The 25,440-nt window shown below is 32.6% G+C and carries 28 protein-coding genes; 4 read left to right on the forward strand and 24 right to left on the reverse strand.

Translation table 11 applies throughout. The annotated features are described in order from the left end of the window. Positions 1–195: 195 nt before the first annotated feature. The 4 genes from AC3IS6_RS12505 to AC3IS6_RS12520 all read right to left on the reverse strand — a co-directional run bounded on the left by AC3IS6_RS12505 (position 196) and on the right by AC3IS6_RS12520 (position 5,123). Positions 196–1,068, reverse strand: a complete 873-nt coding sequence (locus AC3IS6_RS12505; protein ID WP_489159766.1) for a hypothetical protein — start codon at positions 1,066–1,068, stop codon at positions 196–198. A gap of 6 nt (positions 1,069–1,074) precedes the next feature. After that, positions 1,075–2,970: a phospholipase D-like domain-containing protein gene (locus tag AC3IS6_RS12510; RefSeq protein ID WP_489159768.1), complete on the reverse strand. Its 1,896-nt coding sequence runs from the start codon at positions 2,968–2,970 to the stop codon at positions 1,075–1,077. Between the two features lie 588 nt (positions 2,971–3,558). Continuing rightward, positions 3,559–4,167 (reverse strand): hypothetical protein, encoded by a 609-nt coding sequence (locus AC3IS6_RS12515; RefSeq protein WP_489159770.1) that lies wholly within the window; start codon positions 4,165–4,167, stop codon positions 3,559–3,561. A gap of 86 nt (positions 4,168–4,253) precedes the next feature. Beyond that, complete coding sequence (locus tag AC3IS6_RS12520) at positions 4,254–5,123, reverse strand: hypothetical protein (RefSeq protein WP_489159772.1); 870 nt, start codon at positions 5,121–5,123, stop codon at positions 4,254–4,256. A 350-nt stretch (positions 5,124–5,473) separates the two neighbouring features. Between AC3IS6_RS12520 and AC3IS6_RS12525 the strand changes: the two genes are divergently transcribed. Next, complete coding sequence (locus AC3IS6_RS12525; RefSeq protein WP_489159774.1) at positions 5,474–5,887, forward strand: helix-turn-helix domain-containing protein; 414 nt, start codon at positions 5,474–5,476, stop codon at positions 5,885–5,887. 124 nt (positions 5,888–6,011) lie between these two features. Here AC3IS6_RS12525 and AC3IS6_RS12530 read toward each other — a convergent pair whose 3' ends face one another. The 9 genes from AC3IS6_RS12530 to AC3IS6_RS12570 all read right to left on the reverse strand — a co-directional run bounded on the left by AC3IS6_RS12530 (position 6,012) and on the right by AC3IS6_RS12570 (position 13,035). Further along, the gene (locus AC3IS6_RS12530) at positions 6,012–6,287 is read right to left on the reverse strand and encodes a hypothetical protein (protein WP_489159776.1); all 276 of its coding nucleotides are present in this window, start codon (positions 6,285–6,287) and stop codon (positions 6,012–6,014) included. Between the two features lie 147 nt (positions 6,288–6,434). Continuing rightward, the gene (locus AC3IS6_RS12535) at positions 6,435–7,205 is read right to left on the reverse strand and encodes a hypothetical protein (RefSeq protein WP_489159778.1); all 771 of its coding nucleotides are present in this window, start codon (positions 7,203–7,205) and stop codon (positions 6,435–6,437) included. A 267-nt stretch (positions 7,206–7,472) separates the two neighbouring features. Then, positions 7,473–7,712 (reverse strand): hypothetical protein, encoded by a 240-nt coding sequence (locus tag AC3IS6_RS12540; RefSeq protein WP_489159780.1) that lies wholly within the window; start codon positions 7,710–7,712, stop codon positions 7,473–7,475. A 176-nt stretch (positions 7,713–7,888) separates the two neighbouring features. Then, positions 7,889–8,398: a hypothetical protein gene (locus AC3IS6_RS12545; RefSeq protein WP_285225305.1), complete on the reverse strand. Its 510-nt coding sequence runs from the start codon at positions 8,396–8,398 to the stop codon at positions 7,889–7,891. A 90-nt stretch (positions 8,399–8,488) separates the two neighbouring features. Then, entirely contained in the window at positions 8,489–8,851 is a 363-nt protein-coding gene (locus AC3IS6_RS12550) for a hypothetical protein (protein WP_070906933.1), read from the reverse strand. Positions 8,852–9,005: 154 nt separating this feature from the next. Continuing rightward, positions 9,006–9,713 carry a DUF2441 domain-containing protein gene (locus AC3IS6_RS12555; protein WP_489159783.1) on the reverse strand — a complete coding sequence of 236 codons (708 nt, stop codon included), beginning with the start codon at positions 9,711–9,713 and terminating at the stop codon, positions 9,006–9,008. 133 nt (positions 9,714–9,846) lie between these two features. Beyond that, positions 9,847–10,281, reverse strand: a complete 435-nt coding sequence (locus AC3IS6_RS12560; RefSeq protein ID WP_489159784.1) for a RidA family protein — start codon at positions 10,279–10,281, stop codon at positions 9,847–9,849. A 137-nt stretch (positions 10,282–10,418) separates the two neighbouring features. Continuing rightward, a complete protein-coding gene (locus tag AC3IS6_RS12565) occupies positions 10,419–10,754 on the reverse strand; it encodes a hypothetical protein (RefSeq protein ID WP_489159786.1) in 336 nt (111 codons plus the stop codon). Between the two features lie 163 nt (positions 10,755–10,917). Further along, entirely contained in the window at positions 10,918–13,035 is a 2,118-nt protein-coding gene (locus AC3IS6_RS12570) for a winged helix-turn-helix domain-containing protein (protein WP_489159788.1), read from the reverse strand. A 418-nt stretch (positions 13,036–13,453) separates the two neighbouring features. Here AC3IS6_RS12570 and prfA point away from each other — a divergent pair, with 418 nt between their 5' ends. Both prfA and AC3IS6_RS12580 read left to right on the forward strand, forming a co-directional pair. Beyond that, positions 13,454–14,530: a peptide chain release factor 1 gene (gene prfA / locus AC3IS6_RS12575; protein WP_263360290.1), complete on the forward strand. Its 1,077-nt coding sequence runs from the start codon at positions 13,454–13,456 to the stop codon at positions 14,528–14,530. Between the two features lie 358 nt (positions 14,531–14,888). Continuing rightward, positions 14,889–16,220: a DUF5723 family protein gene (locus AC3IS6_RS12580; RefSeq protein ID WP_489159790.1), complete on the forward strand. Its 1,332-nt coding sequence runs from the start codon at positions 14,889–14,891 to the stop codon at positions 16,218–16,220. Positions 16,221–16,546: 326 nt separating this feature from the next. On the opposite strand, the gene AC3IS6_RS12585 is transcribed toward AC3IS6_RS12580, so the two are convergent. From AC3IS6_RS12585 to AC3IS6_RS12635, 11 genes are all read right to left on the reverse strand, one after another. Beyond that, complete coding sequence (locus AC3IS6_RS12585) at positions 16,547–16,897, reverse strand: hypothetical protein (RefSeq protein ID WP_489159792.1); 351 nt, start codon at positions 16,895–16,897, stop codon at positions 16,547–16,549. Positions 16,898–16,908: 11 nt separating this feature from the next. Further along, positions 16,909–17,301 (reverse strand): hypothetical protein, encoded by a 393-nt coding sequence (locus AC3IS6_RS12590; protein WP_489159793.1) that lies wholly within the window; start codon positions 17,299–17,301, stop codon positions 16,909–16,911. Positions 17,302–17,339: 38 nt separating this feature from the next. After that, the gene (locus tag AC3IS6_RS12595) at positions 17,340–17,624 is read right to left on the reverse strand and encodes a YtxH domain-containing protein (protein WP_173967926.1); all 285 of its coding nucleotides are present in this window, start codon (positions 17,622–17,624) and stop codon (positions 17,340–17,342) included. Between the two features lie 48 nt (positions 17,625–17,672). Beyond that, positions 17,673–17,825: a lmo0937 family membrane protein gene (locus tag AC3IS6_RS12600; RefSeq protein ID WP_115098685.1), complete on the reverse strand. Its 153-nt coding sequence runs from the start codon at positions 17,823–17,825 to the stop codon at positions 17,673–17,675. 33 nt (positions 17,826–17,858) lie between these two features. Continuing rightward, a complete protein-coding gene (locus AC3IS6_RS12605) occupies positions 17,859–18,500 on the reverse strand; it encodes a porin family protein (protein WP_489159795.1) in 642 nt (213 codons plus the stop codon). A 37-nt stretch (positions 18,501–18,537) separates the two neighbouring features. Then, the gene (locus AC3IS6_RS12610) at positions 18,538–19,104 is read right to left on the reverse strand and encodes a DUF4142 domain-containing protein (protein ID WP_489159797.1); all 567 of its coding nucleotides are present in this window, start codon (positions 19,102–19,104) and stop codon (positions 18,538–18,540) included. Between the two features lie 143 nt (positions 19,105–19,247). Beyond that, positions 19,248–21,032, reverse strand: coding sequence for a sensor histidine kinase (locus AC3IS6_RS12615; RefSeq protein WP_489159799.1), 1,785 nt, complete (start codon positions 21,030–21,032; stop codon positions 19,248–19,250). Between the two features lie 10 nt (positions 21,033–21,042). Beyond that, positions 21,043–21,492: a response regulator gene (locus AC3IS6_RS12620; RefSeq protein ID WP_173967930.1), complete on the reverse strand. Its 450-nt coding sequence runs from the start codon at positions 21,490–21,492 to the stop codon at positions 21,043–21,045. Between the two features lie 20 nt (positions 21,493–21,512). Continuing rightward, positions 21,513–22,064, reverse strand: coding sequence for a helix-turn-helix domain-containing protein (locus tag AC3IS6_RS12625; protein WP_489159801.1), 552 nt, complete (start codon positions 22,062–22,064; stop codon positions 21,513–21,515). A gap of 156 nt (positions 22,065–22,220) precedes the next feature. Then, positions 22,221–22,406, reverse strand: a complete 186-nt coding sequence (locus AC3IS6_RS12630; RefSeq protein WP_173967932.1) for a CsbD family protein — start codon at positions 22,404–22,406, stop codon at positions 22,221–22,223. Positions 22,407–22,512: 106 nt separating this feature from the next. Next, positions 22,513–22,986, reverse strand: coding sequence for a Dps family protein (locus AC3IS6_RS12635; protein WP_489159804.1), 474 nt, complete (start codon positions 22,984–22,986; stop codon positions 22,513–22,515). A gap of 164 nt (positions 22,987–23,150) precedes the next feature. Here AC3IS6_RS12635 and AC3IS6_RS12640 point away from each other — a divergent pair, with 164 nt between their 5' ends. Then, positions 23,151–25,334, forward strand: coding sequence for a DUF5723 family protein (locus AC3IS6_RS12640; protein ID WP_489159805.1), 2,184 nt, complete (start codon positions 23,151–23,153; stop codon positions 25,332–25,334). The last annotated feature ends 106 nt before the right edge of the window (positions 25,335–25,440 follow it).

Below are 25,440 nucleotides of genomic sequence, written 5' to 3' on the forward strand. Positions count from 1 at the left end.
AACTCATTTTACAGACAGTTTTTGGGTATTTCAGGTACGAAGCCTCTTGACTTCGTACCCGGTTACTATATTCCCTTTAAAATAGTTTTACTTTTCTTGGTGATTGATTAGAGTAAGTTTAAAGTCGGGAGACTTCTCTGAAGGGATCCGCGCTATCGTGGCTCAAATATTCGAATACTTTTTTATGAGTTTTCCTTAATATTTTTTCCATTCAAAACTCTTAAAACCGCTTTCCATTGCCCATTTTTTCCAAACAGCTTGTAGAATTTCATTATCTCTTTGTCCTTTAGGATACTTGTAAGATTGTAATTTATCATTTTTATCTCTTTCGTGTGTTTCTAGTACATGAAGATTGATGTATTGATTTTTAATACTTTTATTAGGAGGCAAGGATAACGAGCTATTTATTTCGAGTGCTTTGGATATATCAACATTATTAGTTTTACAAAATTGCCTTACTTTGTCTATTTCAGAATTGCTAAAATAGAATTGACTATTTCTTTTGTTGTCGATGTATTCTAAATAGCCATCTGTGAAAACATAAAGATGGTTGTTGTATTTTACTAATGTGGTATCTATACCATCAGTTAAAATAGTATCTTTTTTAGTGATCGGTTCGTTTGCAATTTTTTCACTTAAAATACTAATTAAGTCTAATCCGTCATTGTGTGTGTTTGTATAGGTAAATTTGACATCTCTTTGAAAATCAAGTAATTTTTGTGCCAATCCCTTGTTTCTGTATTCTTCTGTAGAATTTATAAAACGTTGTTTTTCTTTGAAACCTTTAATTTTGCCTATATCAATAGATGTAATAGTTTTCTCTGAAAATGGAGAAAAGGAGATAGATGATTGATCTCCAATTTTTTCGCCAGGTTTAACACATTCAGTTTTAAAAAAATGAAGTATTTTATGAATTTCATCTATATCTTTACATTGCTTATTGTTTATGCGACTTGATAGATCTGAAATAATGACTATATTTTGGTAGACAAGTTGCGTTTTTGTATGTTCCTGAGTACATGATAATAACATGAGTAAAGCAGAACAAAGGAGTATGTTTTTTTTCATGAGCTATTATATTATTGTTGTTTGTTCTATTTCTTTGACTCTGTTTGCTACTTCATCTGTAGCATAATATTTTGGAAGATGCTCTATAAAGCCTGATTTATAGGCAGCAATGACACTGTCGAAGATTACATCCGTAAAGAGTTTACCGCTTATTATTTTGGCATTAAGGTCATCAAATATGATCTTAATTTGTTTTTGTAATTCGGTATATTTATGTTCAATTTGATTTTCATAATTATTTATTTCTGTTTCCAAATTCAGAATTTTAGCGCTACTTTCATTAGTCAAATCTTCATTTTCTTTGATTTTGCCTGTAAGTGATTCTTTATCTGTGTTTAATTCCAGCATTTCTTCATCCAAAAATTGAATTTTTCTGTTTTTTTCAGCATCAACAATTTCTCTTTGCGACTTTTTATAGGCATTGATTATAAAATCAATTAGAAAATGTGTAAGTATTAGAGGAAACATTCCAAATGCAAAAATCAAATAAAACTCGCCATGATGTACAACCTCCCAAATTTGCATTTTTGATTCTCTTCCCACTAATAAACCTTTTATTTCGTCTGTATTGAATGCTACCATAGTTGAGACTACCAAGTCAAATATTATTAAGCCAACCCAAAACAAAAGATTATTTACAATCTTATTTTCACTTCCGAGAATTTTTAGATTTGACAATAAAATGGGAATAAGAAAGAAAAGTGCAGCAATAAATCCGAATAAAGGACCTTGTTGCTTAAATATTTTAATTATGGCATTTGCATCAACAAGTTGTGGAATCCCTGGATTTATTCCAGCTTGTAAAGAATAACGTATTGCATTACTTTCAAAAAATACTTTATAAATAGCTGAAGCAAAAAAGATTGATAGATAAAAAACAAACACGGCTAATGCAAATAGCACTAATATAGTACCGATCGTCCAAAACTTTTTTATTATGAAAGATTGTTCCAATGCTCTTCTTTCAAGTTTATTTTTTTCAACTTCCTTATTGATTTGCAATAATCCTTTTTCACCAGTATTTTGGTTGCCTGATTCTAAAATGGATTTCTCTTGTTTTAATTCGGCTATTTTATCTTTAACTTGTCGTTTCTCAAGTTCATTATTTCTTTTCTCAAGCGTTATTTTATCTTGTTTCTCTATTTCCAGATTTTCTTTTGTCCTTTCAAAGGCGTTTGTGATGTTAGAAGTTAAGATGTTTTTTTTATTGTTTAAACCATCGTCCGTTGCATAAGTTTTAATTTCCTCTTTGATGGTAAGATATTCGGTTCTGAAAATATCAATACTTCCGTGACTTTCTTTTGAATTTTCATATCCTTTCTTTTTGTATTCTTCCGTGCTAATATGTGCAGCCGAATAAACGAGATTATGCAATTGTTGCGAAAAAGTGTCTATAATATTTATAGACTGTGATGCATGAACTTGTGGAATGGGAAGAGGGGGGGAGACATTAATATTTACACCAATATTGTGATCAATATTATATTTTAAACGCTCAAATTCTGATAAGAAGTTAGAGTAAGTCGCAATGTCATCTGAGACTTGAATATTTTCAACGTTGTTGTGGCTTGCATTGATAGAATAATTGTACGAACCGTTAATTGAAATTTTATTGTCTATGAGACAAAATTTATGATTCATTACACCTCTAGTGTCTCCCGTTTCAAAAGCGTGAACACTGATGTCTGCACCTTTTAGCATTAATTTTACAGTTTCGTTTTGAAGATTTGAAGAAAGAATGATATCAACAAGTACATTTTTGTTTTTTGCTTCAATGATTGCCATTGCAATATCTCTGTCAGTAAACCAAGCCATTGCAATATAGATGCATTCTTTAGCATTGTTTATTTCAGAAATAATTCTTAGTTTGATTTCGCTTCCGTTTGTTATAAGATCATTCATATTTTTGTGGTATTAGTTTTTTATTGTTTGAGGATTTATATAAGTTTAAAAAATGGCTTTGTAAATATTTATCCAAAACTAACTTCTTATGATTCAGGTATTTTACGGAAATCCGTAATTGAACTTTTGAATCAATTTCCACAATCCTGATTGAAGCGATATTCTTTTTAGGTAAACGAAATATCTAACTCAATGAAAAACATTTTGTATAAATGATGTAGTGAATAGCAGGAAGCTGCTGCGGGTGGTACGAAGTCAGTAGACTTTGTATTGTTGGGGCACAGTTTTATTGTTGTGACAATTTTGATTTTCATTTTGTCACAGTGAAGTTTAGGTTTTATAATTTTCTAGTAGAAGGGAAGTAATGGGAAGAATAAACATTTCAAAGAGTAACTATGAGGACAGGATATTTTGCATAGCTTTTGAAACATTTCGCAGAGCTGGAGCTGTTACTTGAATTGAATTCCATTAGTAATGATTCCTTTTTCAACGGATTAAAATTCGTTGAAAAAGGAATTCAAAGTTTTTAAAGTTCTGTAGGAACGATCTATATTTATCCGAATTTACAGGCTTATAAGTAGCGAATTATTATTTCCCAAACCATATTTCAATATATCCGGGTTTTGCGGTATTATCAGGATATTGCGTTGCTTTAAGCTCAGGAATAGATAATTTGAACTTTAAAACTTCGGCAATTTTTTCTGCTTGTTTTGCATCTGAACTATTAAAATACCTGACCTCTTCATATGAAGGTCTTCCTGGATCATTAATGAATTTTGAGCCTAAAATCTGAAAGCCTGCAGATAGTAATTCCTCTTTATATTTAGGGAAAAGAGCTTCTTTAGTCCTATTTCCGCAAAGAAGGTAAATTCTTGAATTTGAAATTGTTGGAGTTTCAAATTGATTTGAATTTTTAATTTGCGGAATTGAAGAAGGTTCATTTTTATGTGCTTTTGCATATTTGGCTACTCCGTCTTTTATGTCATTATCCTTTAAAAGATTTGTTTCGAGAAGTAAATTTAAGGATCCCAGCCTTTCTTCAGCAGAATTTGACTCTAAGGCTTTCATAATTAAGTCGGAATTGAATTTTCTTTCAGCAAGTTTTATTTGAGACAAACCGGAAATAAAAGTCCCTGCAGTTGCACCAACTATGGTGAAAAACCCGGCTACCAGTGTTGTTTTTAGATTTTCTGTCATAAGTGAAGAAATTAGGTTAATTTAAATAATTCTGCTCCGTTCGCGCCAGCGAGGGATTCGTGAGGGTGTAAAGCTGTTATTTGTTTTTACTCAAGATGATATTCTTTTTTTATTAATGAAATTAGTCTATCGGCATCATTTTTTATTGATATTTCTTTTTTCGTTATCATTTTGTATTGATTTTTAAGGTCTCTCAAAGTATTGTTGTATTGTCCAAGTAATGCTTTATCGTTTGATAAGAGATAATTTTTAGTTCCGTTTTCCATTTCAGCGATTGATTTGGTTTTCCAGTCTATTTCTAAATCTTGCCTATCAAATAATTGACGCCTTAATTGTTTTGAATTTTCAAATTCAATGTTTAAAAATGGTATATCAATACTCATTAGGTCTCTAACTTTTGAATCATAATTTACAATTCCGTCAGCTACTTTTTTATTGTGTATCAGACGCATCGCACCAGAATTTTTCAGTTGCTGCATGGTTCTGTCCGAATAAATAAAATCCGGATAATAGGAACTAACATCCCAAAGATTTCTGTGTAGTGTTTCATTGTAGCCTATTGAAAGCTTAGGATACATTTTCAAAATGGTGTCTAAGCTTTTATCTACAGACTGAAACTCTGTTATAACGAAAGTTAAATTTGTTTTATCCTTCTGAAGATCTTCAAGCAGAGAGTGAACATATACTTCTTCTCTGTCGGCTTCGATGCGATGTTCTAAATAATATTCGGCTAAAAATCCGCAGAAAACAGCAAGAAAAAGCATTAAAAACTCCCAGAAATAATCTTTCCACTTTTTTTTCTCATGGGCCGGGTGAGTGTGATGATGAACTTCCATATTTTCACTTTCTTGATCAGGGATAGTTGTTGTGTTTTCTGGTTGAAAACAATCTTCTGGTTGGTTTTCAGCTTGAGATTTTGGAATATTATCTAAAGATTCGTCTGTATCCTCTGTCATTATTTAATTTTTAGTGGTTCAGGCTGTTTTCTGCAAGTCCTGTAAAGTTAAACAGATCAGTTCAATTTGGAGTAAGTAGTTTTACTTGAAAAAGAGTGTTTTCGTTTTTAATTGTCTTATTAATAGGTTGATATGTGTTTTTGTGTTAAGATAGTTCTTAAATGTCCTTCAGATCGCTTTGTTCTTTATCATTGCATTCATCAGCGAGAGGAAAATAAAAAACGCAAGAAAAAGCTTATATAAAAATGTATATTTGTAGTGAAATGTAAATTGGATTGTATCGTACCCAAACAGTTTTGTATTTTATTTTGGAGATCCGTTTATAAAGTTTTTTTAAATATCTTTGATGTATGAGCACAGCATTAAAACCAAAACACATCGGCAGAAACATTAGCCGAATAAGAGAACTGAAAGACATGAAGCAGGAAGCTTTGGCGCAGGCTTTAGGAATTAGCCAGCAGAGTATTTCGACTATTGAAAACAGCGAAAATGTAGATGAAAATAAATTGATCGAAATAGCAAAAGCGCTTGGTGTAAGCCCTGAAGCGATTAAGAATTTTTCGGAAGAGGCGGTTTTTAATTATTTCAATACTTTTAATGAAAGTCACGGTAATTTTTTTGGAAGCAATCATAATACCTGTACTTTCAATCCGCTTGATAAAGTAGTTGAACTATACGAACGTTTGGTACTGGCTGAAAAAGAATTGGTGAAAGCCGAAAAAGAAAAAGTCGAGTATTTAGAAAAAGTACTGAAAGAAAAGTAATAACCTCGAAAGAGAATTTTTATAATAAGAATGCGCAAATGTCTTTTGGAGACTTTTGCGCATTCTTGTTTTGTAAAATTAATTATGAGTTTGAAGTAAGTAGAATTCGTAAACGATGATTTGTTTAAAGAATATCTTGCTCAAGTAATTTTAACTCTTTAATAGCTCTGTTGATTTCTTTAAGTAAGAGAATTTCTGAATTAATTAATGTAGATAAAGAATCATCTAAATTACTGATATCTTCAATAGCTCCTTTTGGATTAAATTCATCAATTAACTTAACGATCTTAGCAAAGTTATCTTTATAGAGTTTTCTAATCTTTTCATATTTTGCTTCACTGTTAAATGTTGCAATGTCATTTTTTAAATTTTGATCTAGTTGGTCTGGAAAGTTATTCATGGTTTTTAGATTTTTAAACGAATTTACATAAAGCATGTTTTGCATACAAGTTTATTCGTAAGATTGGAAATACTTGTTTTGCCTTAAAATAGGTTTACCCCACCTGCTAGCGCGAACGTCCCGCTCGTGAAGCTATTTTCTTATTTATTACCATTCACCCTTAAAAGTAAAATCGTAGCCATCTAATTGTCCTGGCCCTATATCGTTTAATCCTCCATTGCCAGAAGTGTTATTACCTAATATATTTCTATTAGGAGTCATCTCAATTACTTCTTTGAAATGTTTGTTTCTTTTATGTTTATGTAATTCAGAAGTATGGAGAAAATTTACATTAATTGAAATAGTTTTTTGGCCAGCTTTGACGAACTTAATTATTTCTGGATTTATATCGTTAAATATGGTTAAGAGTTCACGTTTTAATTTAGGCTCTCCAGCGTCAAGAATTCGATTTATTGATGATTTTAAACTGTTTTCTAACGAATTTTTTGTAGAATTTTTGTCTTCCCCTTCAGAAAGGCTGTATGTGAGGATTCTTCTTTGTTTTATATCAAAAGGTAAATCTTCAATTGCTCCAAATGCGGTATTGTAAATACAGATAACATTTTCCCAACCAAGTGCTTTTGCTGCATATCCAAGCTCTATCAAAACATTTGGATTTGGTATTTTCCTTTTTCCTTGATCAAAATTAATGATACTTATATCACAGACAAATATTTCTGAATTATCAATTTTTTCAAATAAACTTTGAGCGATATCAGGAGAACCAGAGAGTCCTTGTGTGTCTTGATCCACTTTAATCTCTATTTCTAGATTAGGATTGTTGATTTCTAATACTGCAGCTTTAAGGCATTTTTGAATTAGTGTTCTGTTGGTAGCATTTGGCAAATCAGATTGCCATGAATAAAATATTGTTGCCATATTTTGGTAATAAATAGAATTTTTTAATTTTAAGAAATGAACTTTCAATAGCTTCCTCCAATAATATGGATTTGTAAGCCCTGCCCACAAAGATTGTTTTTTTTCCCTTGCAGGCTCGTGTATATTCTGAATTAATTAAGATCAATTTCTAAAATAGTTTGATCATTATCATTACTTGTGATTTCTTAGGTTACTTTGTTTACGTTCACAAGCGACGCTCGCAGCAGTGAGTGGAATTACTCTGTAAGAAATGGTTGTTCGAACAAATTAGAAACCTTTAAGTTTTTTAAATTTGTCAATATTTGCATTGTATTCTTTTTTCAATTGTTCAATTCTTTTTTTATCGTCTTCTGACAAGTCTAGATCATTAGATAAACAATCTTTGATTTTCTCGGTATAACCATCAAGTTCTCTACAAATCTTTGAAAGGTTATCATTGATTATAGTTTCGTCATTTTTTTTGAAAATTTCTTCAAGTTGCTTTGCTAATTCTTCTTTGTAATCCATGTTTTTTTTATGTGTTTAATTTATTAAAATCCTTCCACTGGCGCGAGCGTTCTGTTCGTGCATGTCCTGAATTGATTCGTTTTTATAATAGTCCCGATCATTGTAATTACTCGTGACTTTTTTAGGTTATTTTGTTTGCGTTCACGAGCGGAACGCTTTCGCCAGCGGGGGTTCAATTACCTTTTTGGTACTATTTCGGCTAATTTTACGATTCTATAGCCTTTTCCATCATAAAATGATTGTGATTTCACAAAGTAAATTTGACCGTCTTTATTTTTGAAATATGTTTCTACTCTTAAACCTTTCATATTGTCAAATTCAATAACCAAATGTTTAAACTCAGAAAATGTTATAGAACTCCAGTCAATATTATAAGTTTTACCAGTTTCTTTAATATCATTAAAATCTCTTATTGAAGTATCTGTAAACGCTTCCTGTGATACAGATTCGAACTTGCTTTTTACAATTTCACCAAGTTTAGCATTTGGGTTATTGGCCAAATCTTTAAGCTCCTGATAGGTCATTACTTCTTGCAGGAATTCTTCGTTAGTTTTTTTATCGATATTTTTAAGAACTTCGAATGTGTGGGCAGCCACTTTTTCGGGAGTTTCAAATGATTTGTCTTCTTTTTTGCAGGATAAGAATGTTAAGAATGCTAAGATAAATAAGGTTTTTAAGATTTTCATTTTGAGTTGTTTTTGTTTGATTTTTAGAATTTAAAAAAATAGACTTTTCCTGGTGCGAGCATTTCACTCGTGCCAGCGGGGATAAGTTTTTTATTCTAAATCCCATAACAATTTTATTGACGAGACTATTGTTAGAAAGCAAATGATCCAAAATATAATTTGCCCGGCTGCGCCTTTAAATTTTACTCCCGGTATCTCAAATTCTATTTTTCCAGAAACATACTCTAGAACTAAAACGATGAAAAGGGAAGTAATCGCTGCCATAGGTAATCCAACAACAACTGGAAAATGCTTTTGCGCGATAGGTAACCAGACTTTAGATTCGTAACCTCTTTGAGCCATTATATAGAAAATGTAAGCAGAAAACAAGGCAATTAAGGCCGCAGCTACCCATGCTAAGGCATTTAAAATTTTTGTTTTGGTTTGGTCATTTTTGTTATTCTCGTTATTCATGTTTTCTACAATTAGATTTTATAATAGAATGCGCGACATTTCATAAGAACAGTTCCTAAAGCCGGTTTATAATCCTTCTCGCTTGTGTACGTACTGAATTAATTAAAGGTTAATTTCTAAAATAGTCTGATCGTTTTCATTGCTCGTGACTTTTTTAAGTTATTTTGTTTGCGTTCACGAGCGAGACGCTCGTGCTAGCAGGGGTCTTCCGAAAGTCAGCAATATCTTTTTCACTGATGACTTTTAACTTTCCTGTAAAAACACATTCATTCATTGTTGATGTTTCAGGTTTATTTGACTTCCAATATTCTTCTGCTTTCTCTTTAATAATATTCAAAGGATCAGAAGATAATGCAAGATAGGCTTGATCAGCAATATGTATGTTTCCTGTGATTTCTACCTCAAATAATTTTTGAGAATTTTTATTTAATTTGTCCCACCAATAATTCACAGCGTCGATATTATCCTCAATTAACCATATACAATTTTTTCTGGAAGGTTTCTCTGGAAATTTTTCTTTTCGAATAGCTTCAAAAATTTCCTCACGTGAAAATTTCATAAATTCTATTACGGTCTGTTTAAGTATTTTAATGACATTATATGGATCATAATCCATATAATCTTTTATAAGAGTGTCCTTTTCTTGTCCGTCTTTATTAACTTTTAAAATTTCGTCAGCTATATTTATTGGATTCAGGAAAATACCTTTACCTGTATTTATATTTCTGCCTTCGCAATTTGTTCCATTTTTGTAAATATATTCAGAAAAAGGATTCATATTTTCTTCAAATTCATATTCATCTCCTGCAATCCATGTTGGATTTCTTTGAATATGGTAGTATTTTTGGTTTATAACTTCCATGTAATTATTGCTTGATATTGTATTTCTGTTATTTAATTTCTAAAATAGCCTGATCGTTTTCATTGCTCGAGACTTTTTTAGGTAATTTTATTTGTATTCAAGAGCGGGACGCTAAACCTCTAATCTAATCCAATTATTTAGGCAGATGTGCAACCAATTCAACCTCTAATTTTGCGGTTGGCATGTATAATTGTACGACTTGTACCCATGTAGCTGCGGGAAAGTCACCATTGTAGAATTTTTTTCTAACGTTGTTGTACTTTTTCATGGTCTCAATATCTGTTGTGTATAAATTTTCTTTTACAACATTTGCAAATGTGGCACCATAACTCGCTAGTGAGGCTTTTAAATCGTTATAGACAGTTGCGATTCCCGCCGGAGTTAATTCAGTCGTTACAGCACCCGAAATGTAAAGCACATTGTCAACTTTTAAAACCTGAGCATAACCAATAACGGTGTCTTGTTTTGGGCCATTGTTCCAATGCCATTTTTCCTTTTTTATTTTGGCTTCTTGTGCAAAATTGTTGCTGAAAATGAATAAAAAAGAAAGTAAAAGAAAATGTTTCATAGTGGTTTGTTTTTTAGCTGAGGTTTGTTATTAAGGTTTTATTCTTTATGTTGACTTTAGTGTAGTTCTTTGCATTTGCGAGCGGGATGCTCGCGCCAGCGGGAGAAAAAAATAATTGCTCTTTGATGGCTCAAATTTTATTTGTCAATATTACCGAACCAAGATGGCTTTTTACCTATTATAATCTGGTACTCTTCCAGCGACACATTTTTATGGTTTAAAATTATTGATGTTATTTTTGAATTGGGATGAGATTCTCGTAGCATATTTTCTGCAAATCTTTTTACTAGGTTTGGTTCATATGCTCCAGAGCCAGTTATAGTAACAACTTCTGGTGAGCTTCCATCAACTATAACATTAACTTCATCAATATAATAATGTTTTGAAATTTTCATCATTTTATTTTTTAAATATCGTCTAAATTTATTTATTTTTTGGTCTTTTGCTGGCGCTAATGTTTCACTAGTACTCACAAGAATATCAATTCACAAAGTAGTCTGATCATTACTCTTGTTATGTGACTTTTTTGACCTGCTTAGTTTGTATTCAAGAGTGAGATGTTCGCATCGGACGAGGGGGCATCAGTCATTTTTTAGTAATCTCATTTTTATTGTTTTTTTGATTTCCTATATTTTATTATTTATACATATTTTTCGCTAACTCAGTTAACTCGTAAGAAAATGGATTTACATCCTTATTTCTTTTTATTAATCCTTTTTTTAAATCTAACATTTTGTTTTTCTGGCCTATGGACTGTGATGATAAATCTAATTCTTCTGCAATTTCTCTCGCAATTAAGGGTCTATCTTGACTAGCAAGTTCCATAATTATGTTTATATCTGTTTGTGGTAGTAAATCTTTATTTTCAATTTGTTTTAACTCATTTTGAATGTTTTCAGCTATACTCTCTGAAATAACTTTACTATGACATTTGTTACAAGTGTAGTTTGTAAATTCTAATAAATGGATTTGATCTTGTGTAAAAGTCTGATTGCATTCTGGATTCACACAATGCGTTCTTTTAGATGAAGCTAGAAATTCTTTTATTAACGGATTAAAATTAAAGGGTCTTTCAATAAAATATTTTCTATGCTTTGAACCTTTTGGCTTACCCCACATCAAATTATTTTTTACAGCTAAACCGTAATTTATACAATAGATAGAGATCAATTTCCCATCTTTATCACTCATCTCAGTATATTTACTTATAAAATAATTTAGCTCCAATGTATTCAAGAATTTTTCTAGCTCAGGAATAAAATGAAAATGACTTGCAAAAGGTAAAGTTATTACATAAGATTCACCTGAATATTCAGCACTAGTAATTTTTCGTTTAATCTCAGTAAGCTTTTCTGTACATTTTATAAGTAATTCTCGCAGTTGTAGAATGTCAATTTTTTCATTCATTGACATTAATGAAAATGTCGTTTTATGGAAAAAAGGTTCAATTTTGTCCTCGTAATATTTTTGTGCAGCTGATTCTATATCGCTCTTATTTATTTTTTTGTCATAAATTATTTTACTTTGATAACAATAAGAAAGAATGTAACCTATAATTCTAGGTACATTCATTGACGTTTGGAAGATTAGTTCATAAAATTCTTCAATTGTGTTTCTACTAGTGTCAAAATAATCGGTTGAAGATTTTCCTGTAAAATAAGTAATCCTTTTCTCTATTAATCTTTTTGTAAAATCAATGGCACCTTCTTCCATTTTATTCCTTTCAAATTCTGAATATAAATTATAAAAGTCAAGATTAATAATATCAATTTTTCCAGGATCAATTTTTCCATAATGAATTCTATTTGGATAAGCAGCAATTTTAAATTTAATGAATTCTTCAGACCAATTGTTTAAAGGTGCTAATAATACATCAACAAAAGTTTCAATTGCAGTATCATCGATCTCAGAAAAGTCATCTAGTAAAATTACGATATGTTTTATATTAAGATCCTTTAAAACATCTTTAACTTCTTCTATAAATGTTTTTATTTGAAAAATTTGCATATACACTGAAGAAAAATTTGTTTCAACTTCAGAGGCATTGTTTAGGCCTTCCTTTTTCGAAGAGCTGTTATTTACATTTAGTGAGCCGTCTATCCCTGTTTCAGATATTCCTGTTTTTATATCAAAACCATTTTGAGATTGTTTTTCCTTTGATATAGAGTTGGAGTTTTTTTGGTTAAAAGCAATACTCTTTATTATTGGAATTTCTATTTCTTTTAAAGCTTCATTATCTTCAATTTTATTTTTAATTGCTTCAATTTTTTCTTTTACTTTTTTTGATTTCGTATTCGAAATAGAATCTAGAATATTCTGAAAAAATGTGTCATATCTAAGATTAATTTCAACTAATAATCTTGAAAGTACGCTTTGCAGGAAACTTCTTTCTATTAAGTATTTTTGCAATGTTTTTGGATCGAGATATTCTGTAAGATAGTCTAAGTTAATGTATTCAGTTTGAGCAGATTCATAAACAGTTTTAACATCTATATAGCATGGTAGGTAAGAATCTTTTTTCCTTAATTCTTGTTCAATTCTTAAAAATATTGTTGACTTCCCAGTTCCTTTCCTTCCAACTAAGTAAGTTGTGTTGTCTTTCAAACTTTTTTTTAAAATATGCTCACTTGGAAGTAAATCTGTATAAAGTTTTTCGAGAAGGTTTCTTCCTTTTTCATCAACAAGATCAGCTCTCCTATATTTTTTTAAAGACTCAACCGCATTAAAAAAACTGTCTTTATCTATTACATTCATAAAAATTGATTTTGTTTTTATTATAACTTGTTTAAATTTTGGTCCTATAAGAAAGTTAGATTTGGTTAACCTTGCTTAATTTTTCGAATGATAAATTATTATTGTAAAATACAATTAAACCAATTTTCAAACATAACTTCTTTGAAATTAATTTCCATACGGAAAACCATAATACTTGCAAATAAGATTGATTTCCTGCTCCTAGCCTAAGTGACATAGTTTTAAGTAAAACAGGTATCTAGATACAAAAACAAACATCGCATATAAATTAAATTTACCACTACGTAGAAATACCTGATTTAATAAAAAAAACAATTGAAAATTATTTAAAATTTTTCCTTAAAAAACACAAAAAATCAATACTAGAATTTTCCGTAAAAATTTTGTAATTTTGCAGTCCAATAAAAGGAATTAGAAAATGTTAGATAGACTTCAATATGTAAAGCAGCGTTTTGATGAGATTTCGGATTTGATTATTCAGCCGGATGTTATTGCTGATCAAAAACGTTATGTGCAACTCAACCAGGAATATAAAAGCATCAAAGCTTTGGTTGAAAAAAGAGAAGAATACATTCTTGTTTTAGCAAATATTGACGAAGCAAACGAAATTATTGCTGACGGAAGCGATGCAGATATGACCGAAATGGCCAAAATGCAGCTTGACGAAGCAAAAGAACGCTTGCCGCAACTGGAGGAGGAAATCAAATTTATGTTGATTCCTAAAGATCCTGAAGATGCTAAAAATGTAATGGTGGAGATTCGTGCCGGAACAGGTGGGGACGAAGCTAGTATTTTTGCAGGGGATTTATTCAGAATGTATACTAAATACTGTGAAAATCAGGGTTGGAGAACTTCTGTGGTTGATATGAACGAAGGTACTTCGGGAGGTTTCAAAGAGGTTATTTTTGAAGTTACCGGAGAAGATGTTTACGGAACCCTGAAATTTGAAGCTGGTGTGCACCGTGTACAACGTGTTCCTCAAACCGAAACACAAGGTCGTGTACATACCTCGGCAGCAACGGTAATGGTTTTACCGGAAGCAGAAGAGTTTGATGTACAAATCGATATGAACGATGTTCGTGTAGATTTCTTCTGTTCGTCAGGACCTGGAGGACAGTCGGTAAATACAACGAAATCGGCAGTACGTTTAACGCACATTCCTACGGGATTAGTGGCGCAATGTCAGGATCAGAAATCGCAACATAAAAATAAAGATAAGGCGTTAACGGTTTTACGTTCTCGTTTGTATGAACAGGAATTGGCTAAGAAAGAAGCTGAAGATGCTACCAAACGTACGTCTCAGGTAAGTTCTGGTGACCGTTCGGCTAAGATTCGTACTTACAACTACGCACAAGGTCGTGTAACCGATCACCGTGTTGGTTTAACTTTATACGATTTAGGAAACATCATGAATGGTGACATTCAGAAAATTGTTGCCGAGCTTCAGTTGGTGAACAACATGGAGAAATTGAAAGAAGCTTCAGAGGTTTTTTAATTTGAGGTACAAAGGAATCTCTCCAGATTCTATAAATATTTAAGCCGAACTTATGTTCGGCTTTTTTTATGATAAATGGATTAATCCCAATTTGTACGTTGTCAATGGTTTCAACTATTGGGATGAAATATTTATCATTCATTTCTCGGAATACATCTGGCAAAATATCGCCCATGGTTGCAACCATAGGCGATATTTTGTTTTTATGAATTCTAAGAAAAATCTTAAAACCGTTGATTCTCTGCATCTTTGCTTCTCTGTTTCTCAAAAAAAACTTTTTTTTCAATATTTTTCTTTTAATATTTGCGTGCCTTTTAAACCATAAAAGGATTACTAACCAATTGCTTAAAACTAATTTATGAAGAGAACTTTACTATTATTTTGCTTCTTTGGAAGCTTTTTTTATGCCCAAGGGCAATCGTATTTTGGATTTAGGGATGATAATTATGCAGGAATTCAAGCCGTGTTATTTAATCCATCAACTGTTGTTGATTCAAAACACAAAGTTGATATTAATATATTTTCGGCTAGTGCAACGGGACAGAATGATTTGTACGGGGTAAATTTGGCCGGGATTTTAGATGGCAGTTTTGATTTACAAAGAGACGGAAAGAAGAATATTAAAGCCAATAACAGGGGGAACTTTAATGTAGATATTTTAGGTCCGTCCATTATGTTCAATATTACGCCGGCACACAGCGTTGCACTTTTTACACGTGTTCGAAGCGTAACCAATATTGTTGATGTAAATGGTGAGCTTGTTGACGAAGTAAATAAGGATATAGATGTCTCAAATAGTTTTTTAATAACGGGAGGAAATCCAAATGCCGTTACCAATTCGTGGGCAGAGATTGGAGCCAGTTATGGTACCATTTTACTTGATGATGAAGAACATTTTATAAAAGGCGGTATTACCTTAAAATATTTAATGGCAGGAGTAAATGGCTATATTAACGGAAATAATTTGAGTGTTGCTTTTAATAAAAATGATGTTAATCCGGCTTTGAGCGAATATTACTCTACGGGAACCTTAAAGACTGCTGCAAGCTATGATTATCAAAAGGGTGATGACCCTAAGTTTGATGGAACTTCGGCTGGTGTGGGCGTTGATTTAGGGTTTACTTATGAGTATCGTACTAATTGTCATACTTGCAGAGGAAATCGCTATAAGTTTAAAACCGCAGTTTCTATAACCGATATTGGAAAGCTTAATTATAAAAATATGATCGAAAACACCTACGATCTGTCCGGTAGAGTTACGCAGGATGATATTGATAATGCCGATAATATTTTTGAGTTTTTTGATGCCAATTATGTAAAAACGGCAGCAAGAAAAGGGATACAAGCCAACTTGCCAACTGCTTTGCACACGAATTTTGACTGGAACATTAATAATAAGTTTTATTTGAATTTAAGCGGCGATTTTGGATTGGTTGATGCTAAAAAGATAAACGGCACTGCAATTGCCAATTCGGTTACGTTTACGCCTAGATTTGAAGATGGAAAATTTAGCTTTTATCTCCCCGTGACCTGGATGGAATATGGCGGAACTCAAGTTGGAACTGGCTTTAGAGCCGGGCCTTTATTTATTGGTTCAGGATCTTTAATTAGCAACTTATTTTCAAACAATTCCAAAGGCAGTAATCTTTATGTAGGTTTGAAATTTCCTATTTACCAGAGTTATAACTAAAAGACCTTAGTACCTTATATAAAAGAGCCAGTTTCACTTTTGTGAAACTGGCTCTTTTTGGTTAAGATAAGTTTTTAAACAAAAACCTGAGAACCTTAGCACCTTAGCACCTCAGTACCTCAAAAATATATATAGTGAAGGATATTAACTCATTAACCGTTTGTTTATAAAACGTATAAAGCAAGTTAGATACCTAAAAATACTCTTGTGAATTCAAAATATTTATAGAGATTAGAGTACATGTACACACCATTTTTTACTATTATTTCGCTTAACTTTTCCATAATAATTAAATTTTAGTTAGACCATTACTCTTTTGACAATTTTTATGGTGCCGAATCTTCGTGTGAAGGTTCGTGCGGTTTCGAAACGATGTTGGTAACAACAAGCTGTAGTAAGGATCCGAAGATATTTTTGAAAGTCGATTTACTTTTTCCTACCACAAATCTTTTGGCCAGATAACCAATTCCGATACTGATCGCTGATTGTGCCAGATGGCTTTTAAAGCCAACTGTTTCGTTGATTTCTTCGACTGTGTTTCGAATGAGGTTAAGAGGTTTTAAATGCTCTTTAATTTCATCGATTTCGTCTTTAATCGAACACCATTCGGCGTCTTGCCGATTTTCTAAAAGCTGAATCTTCCGGTCTAGTGAATCAAGGGTGTAAATAGTTTCCATAACAGTCTTTTTTAGTTTTTTGATTGACTTAGATCAGAATCGCTCTCTTTTTTAGTTTCTTTTAAAATACTGGAAACAATCATGTTTCCAATAGGGGTTTTAATAAGTCTGTGGTGCAATTTGTGCAGCACTATGGCAACAATTAAATAAAAGACTGCCAGTATAAAAAAACCGTAATAGTATTCGCCTAATTTTTTTCCAATCCATAAACTGATCCCAATATTGAGGAATAGGGTAAAAAATGCAACAACAGCTCCAACTGCGATCCTGGAGGTTAATGTCGATAAAACATCTGCTGATGCTGATACCGTTTTGAGTTTTATTAACTCTAAACTCGTTTTGGTATAATTCTCAGCTTTCTCGTAAAGATTTAAGTTCTCGTTTGTTGTTGCATTTGATTCCATGATAGAGGGGTATGTTTAGGATTTACAAATTTCACTTTTTAATAGTTCGATTTTACGGCTTTTGCTTCGTCTTTAAGCGTGTTGAAGTCTTCTTTTGCCTGACTGAATTTTGCTTTTCCTTCTTCGATAATTTCTTTACCGTTTGAAGAAATCGTGCTTACAATTCCGTCGAACTTGTTTTTTAGATTATCTCCGTAATCTTTAGACTTGTCTGATATTTTCTTTCTGGTATTTGACCCTTTGTCCGGTGCAAATAAAACGCCCAAAAATGCTCCTGCCGCTGCAGCTCCTAAAATTCCTAAAATTGTGTTACTCGTTTTCATAATATCTGATTTAGTAATTAATATAAAGTAGTTAATAGTACTTGTTTTTTAAATTTCACGACCTTTAATAAGTCTGAATAGTATAGCAATAACGGCAATGACTAATAAAATATGAATGATACTTCCCAGGCTGTAAACAAAAAAGCCTAATGCCCAAAGTATGACCAGAATTACTGCGATGGTATATAATAAATTTGACATGATTTGTGTATTTAGGGTTAATAAATTCCTTTTCTAATTTAGCTTATACGAAAGATATAAAGTAAGGTTGCTGTTTTTTGCATCCGGAAAAGTGTATGTTGTTCCGGCAACCGTTCTTTCTTTTCCAACGGTTGTAAGTCCGTAATTGTAACGTAAACCAATACTTATTGGATCAAAATCGACGCCTACACCTGCTGCGAGACCGGCATCAAACTTGTTCAGATCATTAGTGTCGATTTCCTGTTCGAAGTTGATATCTCCGTTACCCGTAACTTTTGAGCTTACGAGATAAGAAGCATAACCACCGGCATGAACATTGAAATTTTTAGTGATATTGACTCTTACCAATAAAGGAACTTCAATATAATTTAGTTTGAATTTTGAATCTCCGCTGGCAAAAACATTATTGTATTCTAGTTTGGCTCCTTTTGTGGTAAACAGGATTTCCGGCTGAATAGCAATAAAATCAGAGATAGGTAAAGTCGCATAAAGTCCGGCGTTGAAACCGTACAATACATTGTCGTCGTTGGCATCATTAGAATACAAATTCGACATGTTGAACCCTCCTTTGATCCCGTACTCGGTATTTACATTATTGTTCTGAGCGTGCAGCATTCCAAATGAAGCTGTTAAAAAAAGGGTGAAGGCGCATAAAAAATTGGTGTACATTTTCATAGTTCAATAGTTTAGTTAATAATAGATGTAGAGGCGTTTAGATTACTATTTTTGATCTTTGAATTTCTCTTGAAAATTCATATTGTTGTGGCAGATACTGTAAAACCATTTTCAAAATCGTTTGATCATTTGTTTCCTTTGAAATTGATTCCAGTAACCGAATCTGTTCTTCTAATGATTCATTCATCGAATTTAAGTATGCTATATTGAAACTGTTTTCATTGGCATCAATCAAATCGTATAAATCTCGTTTACGGGTTGCGTTGATTTCGGTAATAATAATGAGCTTTTTATTGGCCAGATTAGTTATTTCCTGTAGCAACAAGTTTTGATTGATTTCGATTTTTTTGCTTATTTCGAGAATGGTACTGTCAGAACTTTTTTGTTGCGCAATTTGACTTTTAGAAATAATAGATTGACTTACATTTGCCGCCGCAATAAAAAAAAAGGCTTCAATTTCTTCCTTTTCATTCTTGGTAAAAGTTTCGTTTTTTAAAGAGGTTTCTATTGGATAGTTTTTTTTACATGATGAAACAAAAACTAGGATTAACAATAAAAATATTGCTCTGAAAAAAAATGCTTTTACTCTGGGGATTGCTTTCATTATTACTTCATAAAGTATTACATTACAAAGATGGCGACGAATAGAAGATTTTGCTTTACAGCATAAAAAAGAAACGTTATATAATTCCCATAAAAGATTTATATAACGTTTGTTATGTGGTTTTTGAAGGCTTTTTTGAAGGCCTAATCCGGAAGAAAAATGGTGAATGCAGAACCCTGATCAGGTTGGCTGTCGGCGATGATATGGCCCTTATGATTGTCGACAATTTTTTTGCAGATTGCCAGACCAATCCCTGTTCCCGGATAATCGGTTTTGGAATGAAGTCGCTGAAATAATACAAAAATAGTTTCCTTAAATTGAGGATCAAACCCCATTCCGTTATCTGTAAAAGTTATTTTGTGGAACTTTTTCACATTCTGTTCCAATAGCTCAGGATAGTCAGCTGAAAGTACTTTTTGACTTTCAATTGTAATTTCGGGAGTAATATTTGGACGGCTGTATTTTAAAGAGTTTCCAATGAGATTGATAAAAAGCTGTTCAATCTGATACGGAATAACAGACAGTTTAGGCAATTTTGTAGCGGTAATTACTGCTTTCTTTTCGTCGATCATTTCGGTTAGTTCCGCCTCGGCATTTTTGAGTAGTTCATTTAAATTTGATTTAATAAACTCTTTTTTGGTGGTATTGGTTCTGGAGAATAAAAGCAAATCATCAATTAAAACGCGCATTCTTTTGGCCGAAACCTCAATTTTGGCGATGTAATCCCGGGCGCTCTGTGACATAACTGCTTTATCGGCATCAGAAACTCTGGAGATAAAAGTCTGAATTTTTCTCAGCGGTTCCTGTAAATCGTGACTCGCAACGTGATTGAAAGAAGCCAGTTCCTTATTACTTTTCTCCAGTTCCAGGTTGCGTTCCTGAAGTTCTATATTTAGTAAATGCTCGTCGGTAATGTCAAAATTAATTCCCAGCAAAATTTTACTTCCCTGCTGATCTGTTAATAATTTTCCGGTCGTTTTAAAATACCTGACTTCATGATTCGGAAGCATAATTTTATAATAAACAAAAGGCAATTGTTCGTAATTAAGAATTCCTTCCATCGATTTTGCAACTGTTTCTTTGTCATCAGGATGCACAAAATTTAAAAAAGTACCCTTTTCAGGAACAAAAGCATTGGGTTCATAACCCAATAAACGATATTGATTGTCGGAATAATCGATTTTGTTGGTGTCTAAATCCCATTGCCAGGTACTGAATTTACCAATAGCTTCAGATTCCGCCATAAGTCCGCTGGAAATCAACAGCTGTTTGTTAATGACTTTTAGGCGTTCAAAATCACGACTGATTTGTCGATAAGCCAGTAAAATAAAAGTTAAAGCAACCAGAAATAGTGAAATTGAAAAAAGTGGGCTGAGAGAAATTTCGGCATCGTAAATTTTTAACCTTTTGGCCAGATAGCTTTTTTCGCTGTCTTTCATTTCGTCTACTTTAAAACGAATGTTCTCCATCAAAATTCGTCCCCCAAACATATAATTGTCGAGTTTTCGTTTGTCATAGGTTTTGGGATCGCTGTATTTGAGGCAATTTTCAAAAGAAACAAAACGTTGAATAATCAGCTTGAATAACCTTTGAAGGTTTTCCTGCTGTTTTGGGTTGTCTGCCGTTAACTTTTTTAAAGTGATAAAAGAAGTGTTTACCTTGTCACGCGAATAAAGGTAAGGGGTTAAAAAACGGGAATTACGGGTTATGATATAACCACGCTGTCCTGTTTCGGCATCCTTTATAGCTGACATTAATCGTTCTAACTGAATGTTAATTTCATACGTATGCATTACCAACTTACTGGACTCATTGAGATCCTGGTTGTGCTTGTAAGCAATAGAAGAAAGAAATAACAGAATGAAAACTGCGATTACAAAAATAACTCTCAAAGAGTTTGAAGAATTAAAATTTGGGATCCACTTCATAAGTGTTCTACTATTTTAGTCGCAACAGAAAATTATCACGGTTTAACCCTGAGGTATGATAGTGCCAGTTTACGGTAACAACTTCATTAATTATTTTTTTCAGATTGTTAAAATCACTAGGTTTTTTAATGTAAATATTCGCTCCCTGAATAAAGGTATCTTCAATGTCTTCTTCAGATGAGGAAGTAGAGTAGATGGCAATAATAATGTTTTTTAAATGCTCGGTTTTTTTAATCTCGATCAAGCATTCTTTTCCGGTTTTTTTAGGCATATTTAAATCCAGAAATAAAATATCAGGTAACATATTGTCAGGATTCATCAAATGATCCATTAACTGCATTCCGTCATGAGCAAATTCTACTTTGGTCTGGATCTTTATTTCTTCAAAGGCATCTTTAAAAAAAAGGCGATCGTCTTCATCATCATCAGCTAATAAAATGTGTAATGCGTTTTTTTGCATTTTAATGTGGTATTTGGATTTTATTTTAAATTTTCTCTTCGTTTCTTAATTATTCTCTGAAAAGCCGACGGTGTAATTCCGGTTGTGTTTTTAAACTGTGTACTCAAATGGGCTACACTTGAATAGTTGAGTAAAAAAGCAATTTCGGTCAGACTCATTTCGTTGATAATAATTAATTGTTTTGCTCTTTCAATTTTCTGTAAAATGATAAAATTTTCGATAGAAGAATAAGTCACCTCCGAAAATACATTCGACAGATAACCATAACTATGGTTGAGCTTTTCGGCCAAAAACACTGAACTTTTGTAATTGTTATTGTCTTCCATGAAAACAAGCTCGATTATAGCATCTTTTATTTTCTGAACCAGAACACTTTTTTGGTTTTCAACAATTTCAAATCCACACGGATTTAGTTTTTCTTTTAAAGCTTCAAGTGCTTCAGCATCAAGATTATCATTGATCTCAATTTCGCCAAAACCAAGGCTCGTAAAATTTATATTGTGCTGATCCAGATTGTGCTTTAAAAAAAGCGAACAAATGGTGTTGATGTCAAACTTTATAAATAGTTTCATTCTATAAAAATTTGGTTAAAGATACTTAATTTAATTTTGGTTCTATCGTTTAACAGTTGTTAGAAATTTACTAATATTTGAAATAATAAAGAAAATTCTCAAAAAAATACCGTCTAATATTTATACTAGACGGTATCCCGATTGAGTCAGAAAGGGTTACAAATCTGAGAGGATTTGATGAAATTCTTCTTTTGTTTTCCCCAGTTTTTGCTGAAGTCTACCATACATTTCGTCTTCTTTACCTTCAGCAAACATCAAATCATCATCCGTCAGAGTTGCAAATTTTTGCTTCAGTTTTCCCTTTAACTCATTCCAATTTCCTTTTATTTCTGTAGTATTCATGATCTTAACTTTTAAATATTAATAGTATTGTAAAGTTGTCGATTAGTTGTTGGTTTTCTGTTACATCCATTTGAAGAAGAGTTGTATAATTCACATTTTGAGCTTTTTAAATCTGATAACGGCGTAAAACCCAGGCCATTTTTTCGTGTTCCTGAAGTAATCCGGTCACAAAATCGGCCGAGCCTGCATCGTTATTCTCTTCTTCAAAAACAGGAATATAATCCCGAAATTCCGTCACTAGCTGTTCATGATTTTCTAAAAGTTCTTTTAACATTTGTTTCTGTGAAGGGTATTCTTTTGGAGACTCTTTAAGCGTTGAATTCTCGATAAACTCTTTCATTGTTCCAATAGTTTTGTCTCCAAGCTGACTGATGCGTTCTGCAACTTCGTCAATATGGGCCTCCAGAATTCGATACTGCTCTTCAAATAATTGGTGTAATTCCATAAAGCTGTTTCCCGAAATATTCCAGTGAAATTTTCTGGTTTTTACATAAAGAGTCATTTCGTTAGATAAAATTGTGGCTAATAGTACCGTACTCTTTTTTAATTGTTTTGGTGTTATTCCAATATGTGGGATCATAATTGTCTGATTAAAGGTTTGTTACCAAAAATAGAAAATGAGTCTTCTGATCTTCTTACATAATTTGTTAAAGAAGTTACAGGAATTCAATGTTTACGTAACCTGTTTGTAGTTCAAATAGTGTAGTTTTGCCGCCGAATTTACCTAAAACAAAACAAATTTTAATGAAAAAAACTTTACTCAGTTTATTACTAATTGCCATTACTTTTTCGGCCAAATCTCAGTCTTATCTGGGATACACGCATGATAATTATGCCGGTGTTCAAAGTGTTCTTTTTAATCCGGCTTCTATCGCTGATTCCCGTTTTAAAACTGATATTAACCTGTTTTCCATCAGTGGATCGGTATCGAATGATCTTTATGGTGTTCGTCTTTTTGATGTATACAAAAAAGGATATGATTTTGATAGTCAGTCTATAATGACGCCCGCTAAAGCAAACAATGCTTTGGTTAATTTTGATATTATGGGGCCGTCTTTTATGTTTAATATCGCTCCTAAACATACTATTGCGGTTTTTACGAGAGCCAGATCTATTAGCAATGTCTACAATGTTAATGGTAATCTTGTAAATGAAGTAAAAGATGGTTTAGACCATGCAAGCAATTTCAACTTTAATTTGGGTAACCCAAACGGAGTTTCTCATTCATGGGGAGAAGTTGGTCTTTCTTATGCAGCAGTTTTATGGCAGAATAATCAGCATTTCTTAAAAGGAGGTTTGACTGCAAAGTACCTTCAGGGAGGTGTAAATGGTTATACTCAGGGCAGAGGAGTTAAAGTGGCGTTTGTAGAAAATAAAGCAAATCCGAGAGCCAGTACTCTTTTTTCTGAAGGAGAAGTAACTATAGGAGCGAGCCAGGATTTTGAAGCTAATGAAGATTATAAATTCGATGCTAATTCGAATGGTTTTGGATTTGATTTTGGACTTGTTTACGAATGGAGACCGGAATACGAGAAATACGATTTAAACAAGGCAAAGAGAGCAGACAATAACTTTCGTGATTTAAATAAATACAAGGTGCGTTTTGGTCTGTCGGTTACTGATATTGGTTCTATTAACTACAGAAATTCAAAATTAGATACCTATAATGTTACAGGAATTGTAACGGAGAAAATGATTAATGATGCTGATAATCTGTATGATTTCTTAAATGAGCATTATACGAAAGTTTCGACTTCTAAAGGAGTTAAAACAAATTTACCAACAGCAATTCACGCTGATGTAGATTGGAACATGTACAGAAAATTCTACTTGAATTTAAATGGTGACATCAGCATGGTGAGCGATTCGAAATTAAACGGAAGTAGTATTGCCAATCGTGTTAGTCTAACGCCTCGTTATGAAAGCAGATGGTTTAGTTTTTATGTACCAATGACCTGGATGGAGTATAGTGGAATGCAGGTAGGATCAGGGATTCGCTTAGGTGCTTTCTTTATTGGTTCGGGTTCTGTTTTGACGAATCTGGTTTCGAAAGAATCCAAAGCGGTTGATTTTCATCTTGGGGTAAAAATTCCGGTTTATCAGAAGAAATTCAAAGACACGGATGAAGACGGAGTAATTGATAAAGAAGATTCTTGCAGAAAAGTAGCAGGTCCGGAAGAAAATAATGGTTGTCCATGGCCAGATACAGATGGAGACAAAGTTTTTGATAAAGATGATGTTTGCCCAAGTGTTGCAGGTCCTGTAGAAAATAAGGGATGTCCTTGGAAAGATAGTGATGGAGATACTTTATTAGACAATGTAGATGCTTGTCCTGCAGTTGCCGGTCCGGTAGAAAACAAAGGTTGTCCTTGGCCGGATACTGACAAAGATGGCGTTTTAGACAAAGACGACGCTTGCCCGGATGTTGCGGGTCCTGTAGAAAATAAAGGATGTCCTGTTTTAGATGCAGACAAAGATGGTGTTTTAGATAAGGATGATGCTTGCCCATTAGTATATGGTCCTGCAGAGAATAATGGTTGTCCTAAAGTAACCAAAGAAACATTAGCACAATTGAAAGTAGAGGCGAAGTCTATCTTCTTTACAACCGGAAAAGCAACTTTAAGTGATGCCAGAAAAGGAGAAACTTCAGGCAGATTAGATGCGATCAAAGAAATCCTGAAAAACTATCCAAATGCTAAGTTTGCAATCAATGGACATACCGATAATGTAGGGAATCCTAAAACAAATAAGAAATTATCTGAAGCAAGAGCAAAAGTAGTAATGGATGCTCTGATTGCAAAAGGGGTAAATCCGGCGAACTTAAGTTCACAGGGATTTGGATCTGCAAAACCGGTTCAATCGAACAAAACAGCAAAAGGAAGAGCAGAGAACAGAAGAACAGAAATTGTTTATTTAGGCAATTTGTAAGCTTAAATAGAATATAAAACCAAAAAGCCATTCGTAATTGAATGGCTTTTTTTATTTTTGCATACTTCTGAAATGGAAGTATTTCTACTGCATTAGAAGAACTAAA

The organism is Flavobacterium sp. KH_035 (assembly GCF_057839565.1).

What these genes read in the sequence shown, in the direction of transcription:
- AC3IS6_RS12505 (WP_489159766.1), bottom strand. Translation starts at nt 1,068, where the DNA reads ATGAAAAAAAACATACTCCTTTGTTCTGCTTTACTCATGTTATTATCA.
- AC3IS6_RS12600 (WP_115098685.1), bottom strand. Translation starts at nt 17,825, where the DNA reads ATGTCAAATTTATTATATACCATCGCAGTAATTCTGGTCATACTTTGG.
- AC3IS6_RS12555 (WP_489159783.1), bottom strand. Translation starts at nt 9,713, where the DNA reads ATGGAAGTTATAAACCAAAAATACTACCATATTCAAAGAAATCCAACA.
- AC3IS6_RS12545 (WP_285225305.1), bottom strand. Translation starts at nt 8,398, where the DNA reads ATGAAAATCTTAAAAACCTTATTTATCTTAGCATTCTTAACATTCTTA.
- prfA (WP_263360290.1), top strand. Translation starts at nt 13,454, where the DNA reads ATGTTAGATAGACTTCAATATGTAAAGCAGCGTTTTGATGAGATTTCG.
- AC3IS6_RS12610 (WP_489159797.1), bottom strand. Translation starts at nt 19,104, where the DNA reads ATGAAAGCAATCCCCAGAGTAAAAGCATTTTTTTTCAGAGCAATATTT.
- AC3IS6_RS12520 (WP_489159772.1), bottom strand. Translation starts at nt 5,123, where the DNA reads ATGACAGAGGATACAGACGAATCTTTAGATAATATTCCAAAATCTCAA.
- AC3IS6_RS12550 (WP_070906933.1), bottom strand. Translation starts at nt 8,851, where the DNA reads ATGAATAACGAGAATAACAAAAATGACCAAACCAAAACAAAAATTTTA.
- AC3IS6_RS12515 (WP_489159770.1), bottom strand. Translation starts at nt 4,167, where the DNA reads ATGACAGAAAATCTAAAAACAACACTGGTAGCCGGGTTTTTCACCATA.
- AC3IS6_RS12640 (WP_489159805.1), top strand. Translation starts at nt 23,151, where the DNA reads ATGAAAAAAACTTTACTCAGTTTATTACTAATTGCCATTACTTTTTCG.
- AC3IS6_RS12540 (WP_489159780.1), bottom strand. Translation starts at nt 7,712, where the DNA reads ATGGATTACAAAGAAGAATTAGCAAAGCAACTTGAAGAAATTTTCAAA.
- AC3IS6_RS12590 (WP_489159793.1), bottom strand. Translation starts at nt 17,301, where the DNA reads ATGGAATCAAATGCAACAACAAACGAGAACTTAAATCTTTACGAGAAA.
- AC3IS6_RS12585 (WP_489159792.1), bottom strand. Translation starts at nt 16,897, where the DNA reads ATGGAAACTATTTACACCCTTGATTCACTAGACCGGAAGATTCAGCTT.
- AC3IS6_RS12630 (WP_173967932.1), bottom strand. Translation starts at nt 22,406, where the DNA reads ATGAATACTACAGAAATAAAAGGAAATTGGAATGAGTTAAAGGGAAAA.
- AC3IS6_RS12530 (WP_489159776.1), bottom strand. Translation starts at nt 6,287, where the DNA reads ATGAATAACTTTCCAGACCAACTAGATCAAAATTTAAAAAATGACATT.
- AC3IS6_RS12605 (WP_489159795.1), bottom strand. Translation starts at nt 18,500, where the DNA reads ATGAAAATGTACACCAATTTTTTATGCGCCTTCACCCTTTTTTTAACA.
- AC3IS6_RS12510 (WP_489159768.1), bottom strand. Translation starts at nt 2,970, where the DNA reads ATGAATGATCTTATAACAAACGGAAGCGAAATCAAACTAAGAATTATT.
- AC3IS6_RS12595 (WP_173967926.1), bottom strand. Translation starts at nt 17,624, where the DNA reads ATGAAAACGAGTAACACAATTTTAGGAATTTTAGGAGCTGCAGCGGCA.
- AC3IS6_RS12615 (WP_489159799.1), bottom strand. Translation starts at nt 21,032, where the DNA reads ATGAAGTGGATCCCAAATTTTAATTCTTCAAACTCTTTGAGAGTTATT.
- AC3IS6_RS12525 (WP_489159774.1), top strand. Translation starts at nt 5,474, where the DNA reads ATGAGCACAGCATTAAAACCAAAACACATCGGCAGAAACATTAGCCGA.
- AC3IS6_RS12535 (WP_489159778.1), bottom strand. Translation starts at nt 7,205, where the DNA reads ATGGCAACAATATTTTATTCATGGCAATCTGATTTGCCAAATGCTACC.
- AC3IS6_RS12560 (WP_489159784.1), bottom strand. Translation starts at nt 10,281, where the DNA reads ATGAAACATTTTCTTTTACTTTCTTTTTTATTCATTTTCAGCAACAAT.
- AC3IS6_RS12570 (WP_489159788.1), bottom strand. Translation starts at nt 13,035, where the DNA reads ATGAATGTAATAGATAAAGACAGTTTTTTTAATGCGGTTGAGTCTTTA.
- AC3IS6_RS12580 (WP_489159790.1), top strand. Translation starts at nt 14,889, where the DNA reads ATGAAGAGAACTTTACTATTATTTTGCTTCTTTGGAAGCTTTTTTTAT.
- AC3IS6_RS12620 (WP_173967930.1), bottom strand. Translation starts at nt 21,492, where the DNA reads ATGCAAAAAAACGCATTACACATTTTATTAGCTGATGATGATGAAGAC.
- AC3IS6_RS12625 (WP_489159801.1), bottom strand. Translation starts at nt 22,064, where the DNA reads ATGAAACTATTTATAAAGTTTGACATCAACACCATTTGTTCGCTTTTT.
- AC3IS6_RS12635 (WP_489159804.1), bottom strand. Translation starts at nt 22,986, where the DNA reads ATGATCCCACATATTGGAATAACACCAAAACAATTAAAAAAGAGTACG.